Here is a 22117-nt window from a genome sequence, read left to right as displayed (position 1 = left end):
GAGCTGCAGCGGGACCGGAAGATCCCGCTGCAGAAGTTTAGGTACTTGAAGCGCTGCAGGGCACGGCCGGCCGCCATTTCAAAGACGCCCCTCCGCCCACTGCAGCGCCACCATAGGACACAGCACCCTGCCACTTTGTTCAGGTTGCCGGGCGCGTTTTCATCAATCTTTAGTCGAACTGCGCACACATGCCCCGCTGGCCGGCGTCGTTCCGCGGCCGGGTCAGACAACGCCGCCATTGGCGCGCAGGATCTGTCCGTTGATCCAGCGGCCGTCGGGACCGGTCAGGAACGCCACCGCCGCGGCGATGTCCTCCGGCGTACCCAGTCGGTTGAACGGATTCATCTGCCGGATTCTTTCGACCACCGCCTCGGGTTTGCCGGCCATGAACAGCCCGGTTTCGACAGGGCCGGGCGCGACACAATTGACGGTAATCCCGCGCGATCCCAGTTCCTTCGCCAGGACATGGGTCAAAGCTTCAACGGCGGCCTTGGTGGCGGCGTAGACGCCGTAGCCCGGCTGATAGAGCCCGACGACACTCGAGGACAGGCTGACGATCGCGCCATTGTCCGCGAGACGCGCGGAGGCCGCGCGCAGACCCCGGAACACCCCGCCGATATTCACCGCGCACTGGGCCTCGAAATCCGCATCGGATACGGAGCCGACCGGCCCGTTGTCCATGATGCCGGCATTGTTGACCAGAACATGCACCGGACCGAAGGACGCCTCGCCCGCATCGAACAGGTCCGTCAGGCAATGCGGATCCGCCACATCCCCCTTCACGGCGCATGCTTTGCCGCCGGCGCGTTCGATCGACGCGACCACCTCACCGGCGCTGGTCTCGTCGCGGGCATAATTCACCACGACCGCATGGCCATCCCGCGCGAGGCGAAGCGCGATCGCCGCGCCGATACCCTTGCTGCCACCGGTTACAATCGCTGTTCTGAATATCTGTGTCACACCGGATCTCCTTGTTGATGCCAGCCACGCTACCCGAGCACCTCTTCCGAATAATCAGCCTGTAACCGGAAACATAATTCGGCTATCACGAACAGATGATCGATCGTCTGGAAACAATGCGCCTGTTCGTGCGGGTCGTGGAACGCGGCAGCTTCACAAGAGCCGCCGCCGATCTGAACCTGCCGAGATCCACGGCGACCGAAGCCGTCAAGCGCCTGGAGAAAAACCTGGACACAAGACTGCTGGACCGGACCACGCGGCACGTCGCGCCCACTCCCGACGGGGACGGCTACTACCGGCGCTGCGTGGCCATTCTGGCCGATCTGGAGGAAGCGGAAGGCGCTCTGCGCGGGCATGAACCAACGGGTCTGCTCCGCGTCGACGCGCCGGGGAAGCTGACACGCACCTTCCTGCTGCCGCATCTGTCCGCGTTCCTGGACCGGCACCCGGGGATCACGCTGCAGCTTGGCCAGACCGAACGGCTGGTGGATCTGGTCCGGGAAGGGGTCGATTGTGTCATCCGCGCCGGGGAGCCTGACGACGGCGGAATGATCATGCGCAGGCTGGCGCGCATTCCGGAAATCACCTGCGCCAGCCCGGACTATCTTGCGCGTCACGGAACCCCTGCGACGGTCGCGGATCTCGGCGGTCATCACATGGTGGGCTTCCTGTCATCGCGCACCGGCACCGCCCTGCCGCTGGAATTTCAGGTCGGCGACCGCCTGCAAGACGTGCTGCTGCCCGCGCAGGTGACCGCCAACGATGCCGACACCGTTCACCATCTGGCCCGGGACGGCTTCGGACTGGTCCAGGCCCCAAGATACCGCTTTCGGCAAGACCTGGCGGCCGGGCGTCTTGTGGAAGTTCTTCCCGAGACCCCACCGCCGCCATTGGCGCTTGCCGCGTTCTATCCCCAGAACCGTCAGCTTTCGCCGCGTGTCAGGGTGTTTCTGGAGTGGGCCACCGGCATCTTCAAGGCTGCGGAGATGTGAAAACTCCGGCACCGGCACTTGCAGGAAAGTGATCAGATCGCACCGCAAAAAAACAAAAGCCGCGGAAAACCGCGGCTTTTGTTTGAAATCTGGAGCGGGCGATGGGATTCGAACCCACGACCCCAACCTTGGCAAGGTTGTGCTCTACCCCTGAGCTACGCCCGCATAGCGACCTTGTCCGCGGCGGCTCCGCCCCGGCTTTGGTGGCGCAGTATATGAACCATGCCGAGACGGATTGCAACACCGAACTTGAAGAAATTTTTTTAGCTGTCTCTCTGTGGACCTCGCACGCCGGATGCGGCGAAAAACCGCTTGTTTCCGCCGCTTTATCTCCGTGATTTGCCCTTGTCGCACGCCTGCAATTCGCGCTATTGAGCCCGGCAGAGGAAATTTTTCGGGAAAAACCATGCCGGCGGCACGCGACGACCTTTTGGCCTTTCTGAGCGAACACGGGATCAAGGTCACGACCGTCGACCACGACCCTGTGTTCACGGTCGCCGAATCCGGCGATCTCCATGACCGGATTCCGGGCGGGCACACCAAGAACCTGTTCCTGAAGGACAAGAAGGGGCGCCTGTTCCTGGTCGTCGCCCTGCATGACGCCGAGATCGACCTGAAGAAGATCCATCAGATCATCGGCGCGCAGGGGCGGGTGTCTTTCGGCAATGCGGATCTGCTGCTGGAGGTGCTCGGGGTCGAGCCCGGTTCGGTAACGCCGTTTTCGCTGATCAACGACCGGGAGGCTCACCGGGTCACGCCGGTCTTCGACTCGGCCATGATGGCGCATGCCAGGCTGAATTATCACCCCCTGAAAAACGACGCCACGACCACGATTTCAGCCGATGATCTGCTCACCTTCACCAGAGCCTGCGGCCACGAGGTTGAGGTTCTGGCCGTAAGTGAACAGGCAAAGGCATCTGCACCGTCGCAGCCGGGCTAAAGGCGGGTTGGACATTTGTAATTCCGGTGCGTTGGCGCCATGTTAGAAAACAACACGACCCGTTGAGGGTTTCAACTTTACAGGCCGCCGAGAGCACCAGGCGGCGGCAAAAATCGAGGCGGGCACATGAGCAACGGCAACTACAGCATCGGCGGCCAGGTCGGTGGCGGCTTCGGCACAAGCATGGGCGGAGGCTATGGCGGCCAGGGGACGGGCGGCCAGGGTGCAGGTGGTCAGGGTGCAGGCGGTCAGGGCGGCGGCGGCCAGGGTGGCGGCGGCTCTCCGGACGCGGCACTGGTTTTTGACGTCACCACACCAACCTTCATGAGCGATGTCATCGAGGCGTCGCGGCAGCAGACGGTTCTCGTCGATTTCTGGGCGCCCTGGTGCGGACCGTGCAAGCAGTTGACACCGATCATCGAGGCGATCGTCAAGGCCGCGGGCGGCGCCGTGAAACTTGCCAAGATGAATATCGAGGATCATCCAGAAGTCGCCGGCCAGATGGGCATTCAATCCATCCCCGCCGTGGTCGCCTTTAAGGATGGTCAGCCGGTCGACGCATTCATGGGCGCCCAGTCCGAGAGCGAGGTCCGGGCCTTCATCGAGAAAGTCGCCGGTCCGGCACCGGTCAGCCAGACGGACGCCCTGCTGGGGCAGGCCGAGGAGCAGCTTTCGGCCGGGGACTTCGGCCAGGCCGCCCAGCTCTATGGCGCCGTCATGCAGATGGAGCCGGACAACGTGACGGCGATCGCCGGCCTTGCCCAGTGTTACCTGGGGGCCGATGAGCCGGAGCGCGCGCGCCAGGCACTGGACCTCGTTCCGGAGGAAAAACGCTCCGAAGAGGCCTATACGGCGGCGAACGCGGCCGTCGACCTGGCCGAGCAGGCTGCCGCGCTCGGCGATCTGGCGGAATTCCAGGACCGGATCGCCAAGGACCCTCTTGACCTGCAGGCCCGGTTCGATCTCGCCCTCGGCCTCAACGGCAAGGGCGACAAGACCGGCGCCGTCGACCAACTCATCGAGATCGTCCGCCGCGACCGCGACTGGAACGAGGACGGTGCCCGCAAGCAGCTGCTTCAGTTCTTCGAGGCCTGGGGCTTCAAGGACCCGGCCAGCGCCTATGGCCGCCGCAAGCTTTCCGCCGTCCTGTTTTCTTGACGATCGGAAGCCGTGACACACATTAAGGGCGAGATGAACGCGGACCGGGTCACGGGCTCCCGAACGAGCCGGTGACGTGATGCGGTCGGTGGCGCGAGAGACCATCGGCCGCGCTCCGCAGCCTTGCCCCATGCATCGCATCGCGCAGCATGACGCCGGCAGGCATGCCGCGATAACGACAACAATGAAGGCGCTGAAATGCAGGCCGGAAATGCCATTTACGAGACCATCGCGGATCTGCCGCCAATCCTGTCCGTGTTCCCGTTGCCGGGGGCCCTTCTTCTTCCCAGAACCCAGTTGCCGCTGAACATTTTCGAGCAGCGCTACATCGACATGGTGGACGCGGCACTTGCCGGCAACCGGCTCATCGGCATGGTTCAACCCCTTTCCGGTCAGGCCGGCAACGACGACACGCCGGAACTGGCCAGTGTCGGCTGCGTCGGCCGGCTGACCAGCTTTCAGGAAACCGGAGACGGCCGCTACCTGATCACGTTGCAGGGCATCACAAGGTTCGGCGTCGGCGCCGAAGTCCGGCGCTTCTCGAATTTTCGACAGGTCGAATGCGACTTCGCGGCCTTCGCCCACGATCTGAAATGCGGCGAGGGTGAACACGACGTCGACCGCAACGGCCTGTTGAAGACCCTGCGGGACTATCTCGACGCCAACGATCTGGAAGCAGACTGGCAGAGTGTGTCGGAAGCCGAGACAGAGGTCCTTGTCAACGCCCTGTGCATGATGTGCCCTTACGGACCTGAGGAAAAGCAGGCCCTTCTGGAGGCGCGCGACCTGAAGACACGGGCCGAAACGCTGATCGCGATTACCGAGATGGATCTCGCCAGATCCCAGAATGACGGCGGCACGACCCTGCAGTGAAACCGCAATTTGGCCCTTGCCGCTTCAACCCGAAAGACCGAGCCGATGCCAGAAACGACGCCTGATCCGACACCCGAATCGACAATTGAGCCGGCCGAACGCCCGGTTGACCGGAAGCTCCTGGAACTTCTCGTCTGTCCCGTGACCAAGACGACGCTGGAATATGACGCGGACGCCAGGGAGCTGATTTCCCGCACCGCGAAGCTCGCCTACCCGATCCGCAACGGCATTCCGATCATGCTGCCGGACGAAGCAAGAGCGCTGGAAGACTAGGTCTTTTTCAGCCCGGGAACAGACCGGACCCCAGGGTCCGGTCTGTTCCAAGGCTTTCGCTCACATGAAGCGGCTCAAACGCCTTGGCTCAGGCGCGCGATGAAACTCTGCAGGAACCAGATGATCAGCAACAGGATCACCGGCGAGATGTCGACACCGCCCAGATCAGGCAGGAACCGGCGAATCGGACGCAGGGCCGGTTCGGTCAGGTTGTAGAGAACCCGCCCGATCGTGTTGATCACCTGATTGCTCGAATTGACGATGTTGAAGGCAAAGAGCCACGAGAAGATCGCGCTTGCGATGATCACGAGGGAATAGAGGTAGAGGGCCATGCCCACCACATCCAGAAACGAACCGACTAAAGCGTTCATGTGCCGTCCTACTACGTAGCTGCGAATTTCCCACTCATGTAGCTTCCCGGCAGCAACCCTGCAAGTCGGCAGCCGTTATAAGCCGAATTTCTTCGCCCACCGCCGTACCTGGGCCCTTCCCGGCCCGGTCCAGATGCTAAAATACAACAGTCCCGGAAAAGCTTGATTTCGTAGGGATTAAGTAAACTGGCTCGTGCTATCTTGCCGCCAATGGATCTCCTTCTGGATGGGTTTGCATGTTGAAGTTAATGACGCGCGCTGCGCTCGCACTTGCCCTGGGCAGCTTGTCCGGCACGGCTCTGGCCCCCGGCTCGGCTCTGGCCCAAAGCGGGGACCTGTCCAGCAAGGACGCCAACCGCCAGTTTGTTGTCGATCTGGGCATCGGCGCCATGGTCAAGCCCCGCTACGAGGCCTCCGACAGCTACCTGGTCTATCCGTTTCCGATCATTTCAATCGGCCGCTTTTACCTGCCCGGCCTGGGTCAGGTCATTGACGGTCGCCGCAAGAGCGGCGTGTTCTTCTATCCTGCCTTCAACTTTGTCGGTGAGCGCAAGGCCAGCGACAGCGCGGACCTGTCCGGCACCAGGACGGTCGACTGGGCGTTGGAACTCGGCCTCGGCGGCGGCTTCCGCACCGAACATTTCCGCGCCTTTGCCGAATTGCGCCAGGGCATCAATGGCCACACCGGCCAGGTCGGCCAGCTTGGCATCGACGGCATCGTCTATCCGGCGGAAAAATGGGAAGTCAGCTTCGGTCCGCGCGCGGACTTCGCGAGCGGCGACTACATGGACACCTATTTCGGCGTGACGGCCTCGGAAGCCGCCAACAGCGGCGGCCGGTTGACCCGCTACAATGCGAGCGGCGGGTTCAAGAGCGTCGGACTGTCCACCCGTGCCAGTTACGACTACAATGACGACATCCGGCTGCACATTCAGGGCGGATACGACCGGCTCATCGGCGATGCCGCCGACAGCCCGATTGCGGAAAACGGCAGCAAGGACCAGTTCAGTGTCGGTCTCGGCGTTTCCTATCGGTTCGCGTTCGACCTGTTCAACTGACCGGACACGTCCGCGGGGTCTTCAGGCGGACCCAGGCCCGGCGCCGGACACGGAAAAGCACCCGCCAGTTTCAAAAGGAGGCCCACGGCCTCCTTTTTTGATGTCGAGGCCAACGAACCAACCCTCCGGCTTTCAGTAGGTACACTCGATCAACTCGATGCCGCGCGGCAACTTGGTGGTCTCGTCGCCGCAGGCGCCCAGAATCCGGCTGGGATCGAGATTGTAGGCGCCGGTCAGATCCGCGCCGACCAGACGGGTCCGACGCAGCAGAGCCCCGTTGAAATCGACCTTTGTCAGGTTGGCACCGGTCAGATCGGAGCTGACCAGACGAACGCCCGACATGTCCGCGCCGGAAAAATCCGCGTTATGCGCCTTGATCCGGTCGAGCTTGGCCTGGCGCAGCCGCGCTCCCTGAAAGTTCGCTCCGCTCAGATCGACCCGCTCCAGATTGGCACTGTCCATCTTGGCGTTCTTGAAGGAGGTCTCCGTGGCCACCGAGCGCATCAGGAAGACATTGCGCAAATCAGCCCTGTCGAAGATCGCGCCGGTGACGATGCTGGCGTTCAGGTCCGCGTCCCGAAGGTCGGCGCTCAGGAAATTGGCTTTTGAAAGGTTGGCTTTTTCCAGGTCGACCGAACGCATGCTTGCATCGGTAAAATCGCTGCCGGAAAAATTCGCGCGCTCCGCTTCCGCCCGGCGGAAATCCGCCCCCTTGAAGTTGGCGTTCGTGAGGATCACTTCCTTCAGGTCGGTTTCACGCAGATTGGCGCGATGGAAATTGGCATCCTCCACCTTGAGAAACCGCAATTCCGCGAGACGCAGGTCACAGTCGGGGCAGCCGCCCTGCTGCTTGATCTCCGCTATCCGCACCGCGTCGCTGCCGGCTTGCGCCGCGCCCGCAGCGACGAGCATCACCATCGCTCCGAAACAGCCCGCCAGCACCCGGATCACACTGTCGCTCATCACTTGTCCTTTTGCCTGTCTTGCCAAGACATAGGTCGCCAAAACGGCAGTTTAAGGACCTGAACCTGACAGAAAACTGAAAAAGCACAAATGAAATGGAAAAAGAAGCGCCCCGGCCCGGGAATGAGGAGGGGGGATGAGGGAGGGAAGAAGCGGGCGGGGTCGCAAGTGCCCGCTTCTTCCATCCACTTCAGTCGCTGACGACGCACTACCTGACAATCAGCGTGCCGATAACACCGCAAAAGCCTTGCCAAACAGTTTTCAGGAGAACCACCGCCATATCTTGGCGCATGGCCGCACGCGCACACAAGATACTGATCGCGTTAAGACTTTCTTGCAGTGTCCTGCATTGCAATTTGCAAAGCCGCTTGCAAACACGGCTAACAAGACCTTAACGGAACCGGACCAACCAGGCCGTGTGCGCGTCTTGTCAGGTGATTTCGTCGCGGATCTGAAGAGTCGACCGGTTGCCGACGTCGTCATAGTGGCGGGCAAGCCAGTCCTTCGCGGTCTGGCGGCCGATATCCCGCAGGTTGGTGAGAAAGGCCCACTCCGCATTCAGTTTCGACGACGCCTGCAAGGGTTTCAGTTCGCCCGCGGAGATCCGGTGCATGTGCACCTTCATGTAGTCGTCGCCCGACAATTTGCCGTCCTCGATCAGGCGGGTCACGAATTCGATCGCGCGCAGTTCACGCAGCAGCGTGGAATTGAAGGTGATTTCATTGACCCGGTTGAGAATTTCCCGCGCGGTCTTGGGCACCTCCCGGCGCTCGATCGGATTGATCTGGATCAGCACCACATCCGGAGTGTCGGTCTCGTAAAACAGCGGGTAGAGCGGCGGATTGCCCATGTACCCGCCGTCCCAATAGGGTTCTCCGTCGATTTCGACCGCCTGGAACAGCTGCGGCAGACAGGCCGACGCCATGACCGCGTCCAGCGAGACCTCTTTCTCCCTGAACACGCGAATCTTGCCCGTGTAGACATTGGTCGCCGCGATGAAAAGCTTCACGCCTGAACAGCGATGCACCAGGTCGAAATCGACGAGCCCATCGAGTATATCCCGCAACGGGTTCACATTGAGCGGATTGAACTCGTAGGGCGACGCGAACCGGGACACGACGTCGAAAAACAGATAGCTCGGCGAATGGTCGAGGCTCCACTGACCCAGAATCATGTCGAGTGGCGTGCGCTGGATCGGACTAAGCTGCGCCTGCCGGCTGACCTCGCGCCAGAAGGCTTCAAGCTGCGCGCGCGCACCGTCTTCACCGCCCGCCTCCATGCCGCTGGCCAGGACAACCGCGTTCATGGCGCCCGCGGACGTGCCGGAAATGGCATCGATGGAAAACCGGCTGTCTTCCAGAAACCAGTCCAGAACGCCCCAGGTGAAGGCGCCGTGTGCGCCTCCGCCCTGAAGAGCAAGATTTATTTTCTTGGGTGCGGTCATGACGGGCCTCCCTGCATTTGATCTTGCGGCGTGTGATCTTCAGGCGGACCCCAGACGCTCAGTGCGCGGTCCAGCCACCGTCGATCGGCAGGATGGATCCGGTGATGGATGCCGCCGTGTCGGAGCACAGGAACACCGCATAACCGGCGACCTGCTCGATGGTAACGAACTGCTTGGTCGGCTGCGCCGCCAGCATGACATCGTTCTTGACCTGCTCCTCGGTCATGCCGCGCGCCTTCATCGTGTCGGGAATCTGGGCTTCCACCAGCGGTGTCCAGACATAGCCCGGACAGATGGCATTGACGGTGATGCCCTGCTGGGCGACTTCCAGCGCAACGGTCTTGGTCAATCCGGCGATGCCGTGTTTCGCGGCGACATAAGCGGACTTGAAGGGAGACGCGACCAGGGCATGAGCGGAAGCGGTGTTGATGATCCGGCCCCAGCCCTTTTTCTTCATGCCCGGCAGAGCCGCGCGGGTGCTGTGGAAAGCGGAGGTGAGATTGATCGCGATGATCGCGTCCCATTTTTCGACCGGAAATTCATCGACCGGAGAGACGAACTGGATGCCCGCGTTGTTCACTAGGATGTCGACCGCCCCGAATTCCTTTTCCGTATCCGCGATCATTCCCGCGATCTCATCCCCATGCAGCATGTTGGCGGGCGAATAGAGGCAACGCACACCGAAGTCGCTTTCGATCGCGGCCCGGGTCGCCTCGATTTCCGAAGCATCACCCAGACCGTTGATCACGACATTGGCGCCCTTCTCGGCAAAGGCGCGGGCACACCCCAGTCCTATGCCGGATGTCGACCCGGTCACGACGGCGGTTTTGTTGGCAAGCATTCACGGTCTCCCAAAAACGGAATTCTTCTCGGCTGCAACAATCGGCCAGTTGTCGCCGCACTGCAACATCGGAATGGCGAAAAGTGATCGGGGCAAGGGCCGGCAGGATCGCCACCAGGTGCCGTTACACTCGGAAAATCGCGGGGTGCGACGGCCGGTCAGCGCCGTTTCATGCGGTGGACACCGTCCAGGGCCTTGCGCGCTTTCGCCCGCGCCTCCGTCCGCCTTGAATCGACCTTGGCAAGGTCTTCACGTCTCAGGCCCAGCCGGTCCGCGTAGCGCTCGCGGACGAGCCCGTAAAAGGTCGCGTGCAGGCTGGCGAACACCCAGACCAGAATCAGCATCGTGCCCATCGGAAAAATCGCGGACCGGACCTGCGGCCAGATTGCACTGGCCGGCAGCAGCCCGTCGCCGACGCCGAGCGCCAGCGCCCACATGCCGACAAGAAACGCGGCAAGCAGGCTCATCACCAGCGCGGCGAAGGCCATTGCCCAGCCGAGGCCGGAGGTCGCGCGCCAGCTTTCCTTCAGCGTCAACGGATCGTCGACGGCCGCCGCCGGCAGCACGACAGAGAATTTCTGAACCACCATCAGGGCAATGAAGGGCGCCAGAACCAGCAGCAGCAGACCGACCCCCGCCGTGAGCGCCGCGATGATCCCGGCAATGATGAAAAGCGGGATCAGCGACACCATGCCGATCAGGCTGAGTACGATCTGATTGACGATCACCCGAACCGTTCGCCCGCCGAAGGCAACCGGAAAGTCACGCGCCCCGATCAGGATCCGGCGCACATAGGCAATGGCGATGGAAAAGCCGACCAGCAGGTTGGCAAGCCCGGCCAGCGCCCTGAGCGCGCCCTCATCGGCAGCGGCGACCGGCTCGGTCATGTAGGATACGGTCTTGAAGCCGCTTTCCGGCATCAGCGAGGTGCCGATGGCGAAATTCAGCGCGAGCAGCAGCAGGATATAAGCCCAGCCGGTCCGCAGCAGCGTACCGATATTGTGCTGCGCCAGTGAAAGCGACCGTTCCAGAACGGTGATGAACATGGCCTGCCCCGGTTTTCAGCTGTCAGTTTTCAGGTGTCGGTTTTCAGGTGCCGGCAGGATACCGATTTTGGGCAGGCATGCCAGCACGGCCTGCAATCGGACTGCGGCTGGCGGAGCGGGACTGTGGCTCGGCGTTTCCGGCGCGCGCAGCTACAGGCCGAAGCCCCGTTCGGGACTGTCACGACGGCGTTTCGCCGGGACGCTCGATGGCAATCCGGTAACCGGCCGTGATCACCGACAGGCCCAGCACGGTCACCAGGATCTGCAGGAGGACATGCAGGATCATGACCTGGATCTGGACAACCATCAGCGGCAACCCCGCCACCGCCAGCGACAACACGTATTCAATCGCCAGACCGGCGAGCGAAAACGGCAATGACAGCAGGATCACCGCCCAGAGCATGCGCCAGCCGAGGCCGGCACCCAACCGGTGCGCTTCCCTGAAATCGATCGGCCGTTCGACGGCCGCCGCCGGCAGAACCAGGTTCAGGCGCATCAGGTGGGGCAGAACCAGAAACAGGACAACCGGGACGATCAGAAGCATGGACAGGGTGTCCGGCAGAAAGACCCCCAGCACCATCAGGAGGAGGAGCACCGGCACCAGCGCGGCCGCGCCGATCAGGATCAGCAGGATCATGGTCCACAGAAAGCGCATCTCCAGCGCGCCGAACCGCGCGAAAATGGCAGAGGCCTGTTCACCCAGCAGCGCGAACCGGTGCCACGCCACCGCGATTGAGGTGGCAGCAAGAATGGCGACCACGAAATTGACCATGACCAGCAGCACGGTGACCGCCGAAGGCTCCTCCGCGTTCCCGGCACTTGCCGCGCCCGTGTCGCCGACACTCCCGAAAATGACCAGGGAAAGAAGCAATTGGACGGCAAACCAGGTGCCGCAGACCTTGAACACCATTTCCATATTCCGGAAGACGAGCGAAACCGAATCCGCCAGCAAACGCTTGAACATATTGTGCCCCCTGAAATTCCCGCAAAGGCCGACCCGGCGGCTGCGCTGCAACTACCTAGCCGCTTGCGGCCATCAGCGCAAACTTCGCCACGCACGGGGTGAAAAACAGCCCGGGCGCCGCAGCGCCATTGCCCTTTTTTGCCGCAGCGCATAATCATGCGCTGGAAATCCGGCCCCGGATCGCACATCTAGGGGGTGGTCTCCCAACGTCCCGAGTTCTTTTGGTGTCCGTCATGATCGATGATTTCGCAAAACCCCTGCCGCGCCGCGCATCCGTCGGTGTCATGGTCGGCAACGTGATGGTCGGCGGCGAAGCACCGGTCGTGGTTCAGTCCATGACCAACACGGACACGGCCGATGCGGACGCAACCGTCGCCCAGGTCGCTGCGCTGGCGCGCGCGGGTTCGGAAATCGTGCGCATCACCGTCGACCGGGCCGAAGCCGCAGCTCAGGTCGCCCGCATCAAGGAACGGCTGGAGCGCATTGGCGTGAACGTGCCGCTGGTCGGCGATTTCCACTATATCGGCCACAAGCTTCTGACCGACTATCCAGACTGCGCGGCAGCCCTCGACAAGTACCGCATCAATCCGGGAAATGTCGGCTTCAAGGCCAAGCGCGACACCCAGTTTTCGCAGATCATCGAAATTGCGATGAAACACGACAAACCGGTCAGGATCGGCGTCAACTGGGGCTCGCTCGACCAGGAACTGCTGACCAGGCTGATGGACGAAAACGCGGCAAGCGCCAAACCGGTTTCCGCGGCCGCCGTCATGCGGGAGGCCATCATCCAGTCCGGACTGCTGTCCGCGGAACGCGCGGAAAAGCTCGGCATGGGCCGGGACAAGATCATCCTGTCGGCCAAGGTCAGCCAGGTGCAGGACCTGATCGCCGTTTATGCCGATCTCGCCCGCCGCTGCGACTACGCGCTGCATCTGGGCCTGACGGAAGCCGGCATGGGCACCAAGGGCATCGTGTCCTCCGCCGCCTCCATGGGGATCCTGCTGCAGCAGGGCATCGGCGACACCATCCGCGTGTCGCTGACCCCGGAGCCGGGCGGCGACCGCACCCGCGAGGTCCAGGTCGCACAGGAACTCCTCCAGGTGATGGGCTTTCGCGCCTTCGTGCCGATTGTCGCGGCCTGCCCGGGCTGCGGCCGCACCACCTCCACCACCTTTCAGGAACTCGCCCAGGACATTCAGAACCACATCCGCGTGTCCATGCCCGCATGGCGCGAACAGTATCCGGGCGTGGAAAACCTGAATGTCGCGGTGATGGGCTGCATCGTCAACGGACCGGGCGAATCCAAACAGGCCGACATCGGCATCTCGCTGCCGGGCACCGGGGAAACCCCGTCGGCACCGGTCTTCGTCGACGGCGAGAAGGTCACGACCCTGCGCGGGCAGGATATCGCCGACGAGTTCAAGCAGATGGTTCTGAACTACATTGAAAATCGCTTCGGCGCGGCCAAACCCTCCTCTTCCGACGCCGCCTGATCCTTCGGAAAGTTACCAAGATGATGCAGCCGCCGGGTGTTCCCGAGCCACAGAAAAAGCCGATCCTCGTGATCACCTCCCAGGTGGTGCGCGGTGGCATCAGCGGCCGCGGCCTGACCTTCGCGCTGGAACGGCTCGGCCACGATGTCTGGTTTCTGCCGACCATCCTGCTGCCCTGGCATCCGGGTCAGGGCAAGGGCACCCGGATCGTTCCCCCGGCCCCTGATTTCCAGGCCATCACCGAAGATCTCGCCGCCTCGCCAAAGCTGGCCGGCATCGGCGCGGTCATGACCGGCTATCTTGGCGAGGCAGGACAGTCGAAGGCCATCGCTGCGCTGGTGGAGGCGGTCAAGGCCGCGAACCCCGGCGCTCCCTATCTCTGTGACCCGGTGATGGGCGACCACCTCGGTGACGACGGCTCCCTCTATGTGCCGGAAGCGACCGCCCAGGCGATCCGCGACGATCTGGTTCCCCTGGCCGACATCGTCACACCCAATGCCTTCGAACTCGGCTGGCTGACCGGCCGCGACGTCGGCAGCGAGACGCAGGCGCTGGCCGCCGCGCGAAGCCTGGGCAACGAACGTGTCCTGGTGACCTCATCCCCGGCGTTGCGCCGCAATGCCATTGCCAATGTTCTGGCCGGCCCGCGCGGTGCCGTTGCCGCCGAACATGCGGCGATTGCCAACCCGCCGCACGGAACAGGGGATCTGATAGCTGGCCTGTTCCTGACCAATCTGATGGCGGGCCTTGGCGACGAGGACGCGCTCAAGCGCGCTTCCGCGTCCGTCTTCGAACTGATCGCGCGCAGCGTCCGCAAGGGCGCGGACGAATTGCTCTTTGCCGAGGAACAGCAATCCGTGGTCAAGGCGATGGCGCTGGTCACGTCGCGCTGGGTGCTGGAATCCACGGCTCGGGCCTGACTATGCCTGACGGAGGGGACATCCTCGTTGCAGGTGTCGACGGCTGCAAGGCCGGCTGGGTCGCGGTGCTGCGCAACCTGAACGATCCGGCCGACCTCACGCTTCATCTTTTCCCGGACGTCGCCGGCCTGCTGGCTTTCGAGCCGCAAATCGACATCATCGCCGTGGACATGCCGATCGGTCTGCCCGAGCACATCGGCCCCACAGGCCGCGGTCCGGAGAAGGCCGCCCGCAAGCATCTTGGAATGCGGCAATCCTCCGTCTTCGCGGTGCCTTCGCGCGCCGCCGTCCACGAAGAAGACTATTTGCAGGCCTGCGCCACCGCGCTGAAGACCTCGGAACCGCCGAAAAAAGTCTCCAAACAGTGCTTTTATCTGTTCCCGAAGATCCGGGAGATCGACGCGCTGATGACACCGGAGCTTGAGGCCCGCGTGTTCGAGGTTCACCCGGAACTCGCCTTCTGGCGCCTCAACGGCGAACGGGAAATGAGCCTGCCCAAGAAGATCAAGAGCCGCGCCAACCCGGAAGGGCTGAACCAGCGCCGCGATCTGCTGGTGGCAAAAGGTCTTTCGAAAACATTCCTGGATCAGCCTCCGCCGCGCGGCTGCGGCCGCGACGATCTGCTCGACGCGGCGGCCAACAGCCTGATCGCGGAACGGATTTTCCGGGGCCAGGCCGAGGCGTTTCCGAACGGATATCAGCGCGACGAGCGCGGTCTCCGGATGGCCATCTGGGCTTGATTGAACAGGAATTCCTCACCCTCCCTTCCCTTTTCGCCAGAAGCTGCTAGAAGGCGCGCCGTTCCCTCGAAGGGAACCACCGGTCGCAGCCTACCCGGTGAAGAGCGTCGCAACGGGCGCTTGCAGCGAAAACAAGGGACCACATCGTTGAAAACACTTGTCATCTGTTCCGGCGGAATGGATTCCGTCACCCTTGCGCACAAGATTGCGCGCGAGCACACGCTCATCGGCCTGATCTCCTTCGACTATGGCCAGCGGCATAAAAAGGAACTGGCCTACGCCAGGGCCTGCGCCGACGAGCTTGGCACCGAACATATCCTGATCGACATGTCCGATATCGGCCGCCGGCTTTCCGGCTCGGCGCTGACCGATGAGCTGGATGTGCCGGACGGGCATTATGCCGAAGACACCATGAAGATCACCGTTGTGCCGAACCGCAACGCGATCATGCTGAGTATTGCCTTCGGCATCGCCAGCGCACGCGGCGCGGACGCGGTGGCAACCGCCGTTCATGGCGGCGACCATTTCATCTATCCCGACTGCCGCCCGGCCTTCACGGAAAGTTTCGAGGCAATGCAGCGCCATGCGCTGGAAGGCCTGGGCGAGATCAGGCTCTTCACGCCCTATGTGCACAGCTCCAAGGCGGCCATCGCGGCGGAAGGTCTGAAACTCGGCATCGACTACCGAAACACCTGGTCCTGCTACAAGGGCGGCGAGGTGCATTGCGGGCGCTGCGGCACCTGCGTGGAACGGCGCGAAGCCTTTCACCTGGCCGGCGGCATCGATCCGACGATCTATGCCGACACTGAATTCTGGAAGGCGGCCTGCCATGTTTAGGATCACAAAGGAATTCCACTTCTCCGCCAGTCACCAGTTGAAGGGGCTCGGCGAGGATCACCCCTGCGCGCGCCTGCATGGCCACAATTACGTGGTCGAGATCGAACTGATGGCGGAGCAGCTTGATGCCACAGGTTTCGTGCGCGATTACCGCGAGCTTTCCGAGTTCAAGCGCTTCATCGATGACACGCTCGACCACCGGCACCTCAACGACGTGCTCGGCGACGACTGCGTCACCGCCGAAACCATGGCGCGGTTCTTCTACAACTGGTGCCGCCAGCGCTGGCCGGAAACCTCCGCCGTCAGGGTGAAGGAAACCCCGAAGACCTGCGCCGAGTTCCGCCCCTTCGCAACTCCAGGAGTGCGTGCGGCATGACAAGCGACCAGATCCGCGTCAACGAGATATTCGGACCGACCATCCAGGGAGAGGGCGCCCTGATCGGTCAGCCGACGGTGTTCGTGCGCACCGGCGGCTGCGATTACCGCTGCAGCTGGTGCGACACGCCCCATGCCGTCGACAGCGCCTACCGGGATGAATGGTGCCCGATGACGCCGGCGGCGATCCTGATGCAGGTGGAACTCCTCTCCGGCGGCCATCCGCTGACGGTTTCCCTGTCCGGCGGCAACCCGGCCATTCAGCCGCTTGGGCCCCTGATCGAACTCGGCCGCAAGGAAGGCTATCGCTTCGCGCTGGAAACCCAGGGCAGCATCGCCAGGGACTGGTTCGCCTGGCTCGACTTCCTGACCCTCAGCCCCAAGCCGCCCTCAAGCGGCATGGTGACCGACTGGCAGAAGCTTGCCGAATGCGTCGAAGCAGCCGGGCCGGACACGCAAACGGTCCTGAAGGTCGTCATCTTCGATGAAGCCGATTATGTCTTCGCCCGCGACGTTGCCGGCCGGTATCCGGACCTGGGCCTCTACCTGCAGCCGGGCAACCACACGCCGCCCGCGGCCGAAGAACATGTCAGCGCCATCGACATGGCCGGCATCATGGACCGCATGCGCTGGCTGGTCGGCAAGGTTACTGCCGATCAGTGGTATACGGCAACCGTCCTGCCTCAGCTTCACACGCTGATCTGGGGCAACTTGCGGGGGGTCTGAAGGGCTTTCCACGCATGAGCATCGTGCCGCAATTTTCTCCTCATCCCGGGGAAGCGTAATCGCGCTGTCTCGAAGGATGAGGTCGTGACAAAAGAGAAATCCATGTCAGACAAAACCATCTATGAAAACCTGACCCAGCTTGGCACCGCCACCGCACTGCCCGACGGTCCGGACACGGCGGTGCTGGAAAAGGTGCCGAACCCGCAGGCCGGCACGCTTTACATGGTCCGTTTCGCCGCTCCGGAATTCACCTCGCTCTGCCCGATCACCGGCGCGCCGGATTTCGCCCATCTGGTGATCGACTATGTGCCGAAGGACTATCTGGTGGAGAGCAAGTCGCTGAAGCTGTTTTTGGGGTCTTTTCGCAATCATGGTGCCTTCCACGAGGACTGCACGGTCTCCATCGCAAGGCGTCTTGTGGACCTGCTTGAGCCCGAGTGGCTGAGGATCGGCGGCTATTGGTACCCGCGTGGCGGCATCCCGATAGACGTCTTCTATCAGACCGGCCCGGCCCCGGAAGGCGTCTGGATCCCCGAGCAGGGCGTCGCGCCGTATCGCGGCAGGGGGTGAGGGGCGGGACGGCAAAGCCGGCAAAAAGCGGACGATTTCGCTTTTTGAAAGTCGACCGCCCGGAACCATGGCGAAGGGCCGCAAGGAGACACAAGACACCCCTCCTCCCTACGGCCGCCCCCGACTTGATCGGGGACCCGGGTCACGGTGCTGCGGGTACGGTCCGCCGCCAACGCGCAGAGCCGTGCCGCCAGGGACATTCCCAAAGCCCTCCTGCTCTGGAAACGAATGGATCCCCGATCAAGTCGGGGAAGACCACTTCTTGAGAGACTCTCCCCTCACTCCGGTGCCGGCAGTGTCAGCCCGGGGGCCTTTTCGATGACCTGCGTGGTCGTCATTTCGAAACTCGGCGCCGTGGTGTCGTAGACCGCCTTGACGATGAAGCCATCCCCGCGCCGGACCCAGTAGGTGTAGCGGTTCTCCGTGACCATGCCCTGGCTGACGGTGATATCGGCCGCCACCACGTCCACGGTCTCGCCGCCCAGGTCCTCCTCGCCGCAAGCGGCGCTGCGAATGGTTTCGGCATTGGTCAGCTTGTCGGCACGCGCCTTGTCCGCATTCTGGCCGGTTTCCATCTCGCGCACCTTCTGCCAGGTCTTGCCCTCGTCCCCGGATTGATAAAGCACGTTGTTATAGCCGAGCACCCAGGGACCGGCCGGGGAAGTCGGCACGGTCATGTAGTGATCCTGGCTGACATGGAGGAATTCGTTGGTCGAGGGCGGCGCCCCCTTGAAGGCGGTCGTGGCAATCGTTTTGGTCGGCATGCCCTGGTCGAGCTGCAGGTAAAGTTCGGTGAACTTGTCCTGGCACGGATCCGCCAATGCGGCCTGGCCGGTTACGCCCAGAAAGAGCGTAGCTGCTAATATCTGTCTCATGAATCCTCCCGAACAAATGCACACTGAAAATCGCCGATCAGCATGGAACATCGTTTTCAGGGCGCTGACAATCCTTGCCCCGACTTCCGGACAGGACAGACGTCTTGACTTGTCAGCAAAACGGGCCTCGAAGGGTCACCAGCTTGATGACCAACTCTCGGATGGTCATTCCGGACAAGTGCAGCGACGCTGCGCGCTGATCCGGAACCCAGAACGTCAGCGCGAGCGAAGGCGAGCACCAGAGCAAGTCAAGCATTTGAAATTATTATTAAAGACGCACCTACGGCGCGAAGGACGCGCTGGTTTCCGGCTCTGGCCATGCAGCTGCGCTGCAGACCGGCCGGAATGACTCAGGTGAGTTTGTCAGCGGTCTGACGGGCCCCGAAGGGCCCGCTGTAATCTTCAGCTGTCTGATCCTCTGACCGATCAGCTCGTCACCAGGTTCCTGAGCACGTAGTGCAGAATGCCGCCGGCCTTGATGTATTCCAGCTCGTCCAGCGTATCGACACGGCAAAGGCACTCGATGGTCTTGGTTGTGCCGTCCTCGTAGGTGACTTCGACATCCATCATCTGGCGCGGCTTGATGTCGGCGATGCCCAGGATGGTCACCCGTTCCTTGCCGGTGATCCCGTGCGACTGCCAGCTCTCGCCGTCCTTGAATGTCAGCGGGATGACGCCCATGCCGACCAGGTTGGAACGGTGGATGCGTTCGAAGGACTGGGCAATGACAGCGCGCACACCGAGGAGATTGGTGCCCTTGGCGGCCCAGTCGCGGGAAGACCCGGTGCCGTATTCCTTGCCGGCGAAGACCACCAGCGGAACACCGGCTTCCTTGTATTCCATGCAGGCGTCGTAGATCCACTTCTGCTCGCCGTCCTTCATGGTGACGCCGCCCTCGACACCCGGAACCATCTGGTTCTTGATGCGGATGTTGGCGAAGGTGCCACGCATCATGACCTGGTGGTTGCCGCGGCGCGCGCCATAGGAGTTGAAGTCCTTCTGGGCGACCTGGTGTTCCGCCAGATAGGTGCCGGCGGGGCTGTCGGCCTTGATGTTGCCGGCCGGAGAAATGTGATCGGTGGTGATACTGTCCAGGAACAGGCCCATGACGGCGGCATTGTTGATGTCCTGAAGCGGCTTGGGCTCCATGGTCATGCCTTCGAAGTAAGGCGGGTTCTGGACATAGGTCGAGGCAGCCGGCCAGCCATAGGTCATGCCGCCTTCCACCTTGATTGCCTGCCAGTGCTCGTCGCCCTTGAAGACGTCGCCGTAACGCTCGCGGAACATCTCCTCGTTGATAGAGGACCGGATCAGGTCGGTGATCTCGGCCGTGGTCGGCCACAGGTCCTTCAGATAGACCGGATTGCCGTCCTGGTCGTTACCGAGGGAATCCTCGGTGATATTGACGTTCAGGTTGCCCGCGATCGCATAGGCGACGACCAGCGGCGGCGAGGCCAGGTAGTTGGCGCGCACATCCGGGTTCACCCGGCCCTCGAAGTTGCGGTTGCCGGACAGCACCGAGCAGGCGATCAGGTCGTTGTCGTTGATCGCCGCGGAAATCGCCGGATCCAGCGGACCGGAATTGCCGATGCAGGTGGTGCAGCCGTAACCCGCCAGCGTGAAGCCCAGCGCGTCCAGATCGTCCTGAACGCCCGCCTTTTTCAGATAGTCGGTCACCACCTGGGACCCCGGCGCCAGCGAGGTTTTCACCCATGGCTTGACCTTGAGACCCTTTTTCAGGGCGTTGCGGGCAACCAGGCCCGCGCCGATCAGCACAGACGGGTTGGACGTGTTGGTGCAGGAGGTGATCGCTGCGATGACCACATCGCCATTGCCCAGATCATAGTCCTTGCCATCGACGGCAACTCGCTTGGACAGCGCGTCCGCCTTCTTGAACTCCTCCGCCATGGTCGTGGCGAAGCCGGCCGCGGCGTCGGCAAGGTTGATGCGGTCCTGCGGGCGTTTCGGGCCGGAGATGGCCGGAACGACGGTGGAGATGTCGAGTTCCAGCGTGTCGGTGAACACCGGCTCCTCGCCGCCTGCACGGAACATGCCCTGTGCCCTGGAATATTCTTCCACGAGCGCAACGCGGTCCTCGTCGCGGCCGGTGGCATGCAGGTATTTCAGCGTGTCGGCATCGACCGGGAAGAAGCCGCAGGTGGCGCCGTATTCCGGCGCCATGTTCGCAATGGTCGCCGTGTCTTCCAGGCTGAGGTTGTCAAGGCCGGGACCATAGAATTCGACGAACTTGCCGACAACGCCCTTCTGGCGCAGCATCTCCACGACGCGCAGCACCAGGTCGGTCGCGGTGATGCCCTCGTTCAGCTTGCCGGTCAGCTTGAAGCCGATGACTTCCGGGATCAGCATGGAGATCGGCTGGCCGAGCATGGCGGCTTCCGCCTCGATGCCGCCGACGCCCCAGCCCAGCACCGCCAAGGCGTTGACCATGGTCGTGTGGCTGTCCGTGCCGACCAGCGTGTCCGGATAGGCGACGGTTTCGCCGTCCTCTTCCTTCGTCCAGACGGTCTGGGCGAGATATTCCAGGTTCACCTGGTGGCAGATACCGGTTCCCGGTGGAACGGCGCGGAAATTGTTGAAGGCGGACTGGCCCCAGCGCAGGAACTCGTAGCGTTCCTTGTTGCGCACGTATTCCAGTTCCACGTTTTTGCGGAAGGCGTCCTGGGTACCGAAATAGTCGATCATCACCGAGTGGTCGATGACGAGATCGACCGGCACCAGCGGATTGACCTTCTCCGGATCGCCGCCAAGCTTGACGGCGGCGTCGCGCATGGCGGCCAGATCGACAACCGCCGGGACACCGGTGAAATCCTGCATCAGCACACGGGCGGGGCGATAGGAGATCTCGTGAGAGGATTTGCGGGTCTTCAGCCATTCCGCGCAGGCGACGATGTCTTCCCGGGTGACCGTGCGTCCGTCTTCGAAGCGCAGCAGGTTCTCCAGAACGACCTTCAGCGAGAACGGCAGTCTGGACACGCCTTCCAGACCGTTCTTTTCGGCTTCCGGTATAGAGAAGTAGGTATAGGTCTTGCCGCCGGCGGTCAGCGTTTTCTTGCACTTGAAGCTATCGAGGGACTGGGTCACAACGCGCGATCTCCTAATGTGTCCGCAGGTCCGGGCCGCGTCCGATCCGGTGCCTGGCGTAATCTCTCATAACTCCGGACGCTCTTTGGAAACGCAGTGTCATCCGAAGCAGTTCCGCGGGGATACGATAGAGAGCCTCTCCCTCAGTCGCCGCCGCAAGTCGATGCGCCGCCCCTATAGCAATCTTTGCCCCCCTTCACCAGACATCACCTTGCCGCACCTCGTCCTTGAACCGGTTGGCCTACGGTGGTTTGAAAGGGGCCGTCAGGCTGTCGAGGCGACTGCGACCGCTGATGCCGCAATCGGATCAGGTCCTGCATTCAAAGCTCAGAAAATTATTGCATACCATTGTATACTCAATTAAGACCACGCTCAACCAGCTTGACAACCGGCTCGTCGGACCGACAGTGGCCGGCAGCCGGGCTTCAGCCGTTTCTGGTGGTTCGAGTTTGGCAGGCGGGACCCGGTTTCGACCGGTCTCCGGTTCAAAAGTCAAATTCAGGAATGCCACCAGTCATAAATAAATAACGAGTGGTTTTGGAGATTCAAACATTTGCAATCGGTGTCGCGTACAAAGATGCAAATGCTTGACTCAA

General features: G+C 62.4%; 22 protein-coding genes and 1 tRNA gene. 13 read left to right on the top strand and 10 right to left on the bottom strand.

Going from position 1 to position 22117, the window contains the following annotated elements:
• Positions 1–222: 222 nt before the first annotated feature.
• Positions 223–960 carry an SDR family oxidoreductase gene (locus WNZ15_RS14090; RefSeq protein ID WP_342893616.1) on the bottom strand — a complete coding sequence of 246 codons (738 nt, stop codon included), beginning with the start codon at positions 958–960 and terminating at the stop codon, positions 223–225.
• A 98-nt stretch (positions 961–1058) separates the two neighbouring features.
• Between WNZ15_RS14090 and WNZ15_RS14085 the strand changes: the two genes are divergently transcribed.
• The gene (locus WNZ15_RS14085) at positions 1059–1952 is read left to right on the top strand and encodes a LysR family transcriptional regulator (RefSeq protein ID WP_342893821.1); all 894 of its coding nucleotides are present in this window, start codon (positions 1059–1061) and stop codon (positions 1950–1952) included.
• 90 nt (positions 1953–2042) lie between these two features.
• On the opposite strand, the gene WNZ15_RS14080 is transcribed toward WNZ15_RS14085, so the two are convergent.
• Positions 2043–2117 (bottom strand) — tRNA-Gly (locus WNZ15_RS14080).
• Between the two features lie 241 nt (positions 2118–2358).
• On the opposite strand from WNZ15_RS14080, the gene WNZ15_RS14075 reads away from it, so the two are divergent.
• The 4 genes from WNZ15_RS14075 to WNZ15_RS14060 all read left to right on the top strand — a co-directional run bounded on the left by WNZ15_RS14075 (position 2359) and on the right by WNZ15_RS14060 (position 5196).
• Entirely contained in the window at positions 2359–2892 is a 534-nt protein-coding gene (locus tag WNZ15_RS14075) for a prolyl-tRNA synthetase associated domain-containing protein (RefSeq protein WP_342893615.1), read from the top strand.
• A 126-nt stretch (positions 2893–3018) separates the two neighbouring features.
• Complete coding sequence (gene trxA, locus WNZ15_RS14070; RefSeq protein ID WP_342893614.1) at positions 3019–4050, top strand: thioredoxin; 1032 nt, start codon at positions 3019–3021, stop codon at positions 4048–4050.
• A 198-nt stretch (positions 4051–4248) separates the two neighbouring features.
• Entirely contained in the window at positions 4249–4923 is a 675-nt protein-coding gene (locus WNZ15_RS14065) for an LON peptidase substrate-binding domain-containing protein (RefSeq protein WP_342893613.1), read from the top strand.
• A 45-nt stretch (positions 4924–4968) separates the two neighbouring features.
• Positions 4969–5196, top strand: coding sequence for a Trm112 family protein (locus WNZ15_RS14060; protein ID WP_342893612.1), 228 nt, complete (start codon positions 4969–4971; stop codon positions 5194–5196).
• A gap of 74 nt (positions 5197–5270) precedes the next feature.
• Here WNZ15_RS14060 and WNZ15_RS14055 read toward each other — a convergent pair whose 3' ends face one another.
• Complete coding sequence (locus WNZ15_RS14055; RefSeq protein ID WP_342893611.1) at positions 5271–5567, bottom strand: YggT family protein; 297 nt, start codon at positions 5565–5567, stop codon at positions 5271–5273.
• 236 nt (positions 5568–5803) lie between these two features.
• Between WNZ15_RS14055 and WNZ15_RS14050 the strand changes: the two genes are divergently transcribed.
• On the top strand, positions 5804–6625 hold the full coding sequence (locus WNZ15_RS14050) for a MipA/OmpV family protein (RefSeq protein ID WP_342893610.1): 822 nt from the start codon (positions 5804–5806) through the stop codon (positions 6623–6625).
• 132 nt (positions 6626–6757) lie between these two features.
• On the opposite strand, the gene WNZ15_RS14045 is transcribed toward WNZ15_RS14050, so the two are convergent.
• The 5 genes from WNZ15_RS14045 to WNZ15_RS14025 form a co-directional block, all read right to left on the bottom strand.
• Positions 6758–7588, bottom strand: coding sequence for a pentapeptide repeat-containing protein (locus tag WNZ15_RS14045; RefSeq protein ID WP_342893609.1), 831 nt, complete (start codon positions 7586–7588; stop codon positions 6758–6760).
• A gap of 430 nt (positions 7589–8018) precedes the next feature.
• Positions 8019–9032, bottom strand: a complete 1014-nt coding sequence (locus tag WNZ15_RS14040; protein WP_342893608.1) for a patatin-like phospholipase family protein — start codon at positions 9030–9032, stop codon at positions 8019–8021.
• A 58-nt stretch (positions 9033–9090) separates the two neighbouring features.
• Entirely contained in the window at positions 9091–9873 is a 783-nt protein-coding gene (locus WNZ15_RS14035; RefSeq protein ID WP_342893607.1) for a 3-hydroxybutyrate dehydrogenase, read from the bottom strand.
• Positions 9874–10031: 158 nt separating this feature from the next.
• Positions 10032–10919: a 4-hydroxy-3-methylbut-2-en-1-yl diphosphate synthase gene (locus WNZ15_RS14030; RefSeq protein ID WP_342893606.1), complete on the bottom strand. Its 888-nt coding sequence runs from the start codon at positions 10917–10919 to the stop codon at positions 10032–10034.
• A 178-nt stretch (positions 10920–11097) separates the two neighbouring features.
• Entirely contained in the window at positions 11098–11883 is a 786-nt protein-coding gene (locus tag WNZ15_RS14025) for a hypothetical protein (protein WP_342893605.1), read from the bottom strand.
• 233 nt (positions 11884–12116) lie between these two features.
• Here WNZ15_RS14025 and ispG point away from each other — a divergent pair, with 233 nt between their 5' ends.
• From ispG to queF, 7 genes are all read left to right on the top strand, one after another.
• On the top strand, positions 12117–13376 hold the full coding sequence (ispG, locus tag WNZ15_RS14020) for a flavodoxin-dependent (E)-4-hydroxy-3-methylbut-2-enyl-diphosphate synthase (protein ID WP_342893604.1): 1260 nt from the start codon (positions 12117–12119) through the stop codon (positions 13374–13376).
• A gap of 20 nt (positions 13377–13396) precedes the next feature.
• Complete coding sequence (pdxY, locus tag WNZ15_RS14015; protein ID WP_342893603.1) at positions 13397–14296, top strand: pyridoxal kinase; 900 nt, start codon at positions 13397–13399, stop codon at positions 14294–14296.
• Between the two features lie 2 nt (positions 14297–14298).
• A complete protein-coding gene (locus tag WNZ15_RS14010; RefSeq protein ID WP_342893602.1) occupies positions 14299–15036 on the top strand; it encodes a DUF429 domain-containing protein in 738 nt (245 codons plus the stop codon).
• A 147-nt stretch (positions 15037–15183) separates the two neighbouring features.
• The gene (gene queC / locus WNZ15_RS14005) at positions 15184–15873 is read left to right on the top strand and encodes a 7-cyano-7-deazaguanine synthase QueC (RefSeq protein ID WP_342893601.1); all 690 of its coding nucleotides are present in this window, start codon (positions 15184–15186) and stop codon (positions 15871–15873) included.
• Positions 15866–16249: a 6-carboxytetrahydropterin synthase QueD gene (queD, locus tag WNZ15_RS14000; protein WP_342893600.1), complete on the top strand. Its 384-nt coding sequence runs from the start codon at positions 15866–15868 to the stop codon at positions 16247–16249. The genes queC and queD overlap by 8 nt, the downstream gene beginning before the upstream one ends.
• A complete protein-coding gene (gene queE / locus WNZ15_RS13995) occupies positions 16246–16974 on the top strand; it encodes a 7-carboxy-7-deazaguanine synthase QueE (protein WP_342893599.1) in 729 nt (242 codons plus the stop codon). Before queD ends, queE begins: the two co-directional genes overlap by 4 nt.
• 102 nt (positions 16975–17076) lie before the next feature.
• A complete protein-coding gene (gene queF / locus WNZ15_RS13990) occupies positions 17077–17544 on the top strand; it encodes a preQ(1) synthase (protein WP_342893598.1) in 468 nt (155 codons plus the stop codon).
• 278 nt (positions 17545–17822) lie between these two features.
• On the opposite strand, the gene WNZ15_RS13985 is transcribed toward queF, so the two are convergent.
• Together WNZ15_RS13985 and acnA are read right to left on the bottom strand one after the other, a co-directional pair.
• Complete coding sequence (locus WNZ15_RS13985; protein WP_342893597.1) at positions 17823–18419, bottom strand: hypothetical protein; 597 nt, start codon at positions 18417–18419, stop codon at positions 17823–17825.
• Positions 18420–18845: 426 nt separating this feature from the next.
• Positions 18846–21521 carry an aconitate hydratase AcnA gene (gene acnA / locus WNZ15_RS13980; RefSeq protein WP_342893596.1) on the bottom strand — a complete coding sequence of 892 codons (2676 nt, stop codon included), beginning with the start codon at positions 21519–21521 and terminating at the stop codon, positions 18846–18848.
• Positions 21522–22117 lie beyond the last annotated feature (596 nt).

Origin of the sequence: Roseibium sp. AS2, from assembly GCF_038900065.1 — a bacterium.
In the GTDB taxonomy this organism is placed as follows: Bacteria; Pseudomonadota; Alphaproteobacteria; order Rhizobiales; family Stappiaceae; genus Roseibium.
The sequence above is the reverse complement of the archived record's forward strand: the minus strand, read 5'-3'. Positions and strand labels throughout refer to the sequence as shown.